Here is a 517-nt window from a genome sequence, read left to right as displayed (position 1 = left end):
TCGTAAGCGCATGATCGAAAGTAACTTGCGTTTAGTAGTAAAAATTTCTCGTCGGTACAGCAACCGTGGCCTAGCGCTACTCGATCTTATTGAAGAAGGTAACCTCGGCTTGATCCGAGCGGTTGAAAAATTCGATCCAGAAAGAGGCTTCCGTTTCTCAACTTACGCAACATGGTGGATCCGTCAAACGATCGAACGTGCGTTGATGAACCAAACTCGCACCATTCGCTTGCCTATTCATGTCGTGAAAGAGCTGAACATTTATCTGCGTACTGCGCGTGAACTTTCTCAAAAGCTCGATCATGAACCAACTGCAGAAGAAATTGCTGCTCAATTAGATATACCAGTAGAAGATGTCAGCAAAATGCTGCGTCTTAACGAGCGTATTAGCTCCGTTGATACCCCAATTGGTGGTGACGGTGAAAAAGCGCTTCTGGATATTATTCCTGACGCAAATAACTCTGATCCAGAAGTGTCTACTCAAGATGATGACATCAAATCGTCTTTGATCCATTGG

The 517-nt window shown here is 44.5% G+C and carries 1 protein-coding gene; it reads left to right on the top strand.

Annotated elements, in window-relative coordinates:
- Positions 1-517, top strand: a 517-nt coding sequence (locus tag R7190_RS30780) for a sigma-70 family RNA polymerase sigma factor (protein ID WP_318138330.1), incomplete at both ends; no start/stop codon positions are given.

Source organism: Vibrio sp. 1078-1 (assembly GCF_033340475.1).
Note: the sequence above shows the minus strand (reverse complement) of the source record. Positions and strands in the feature narration are given on the sequence as shown.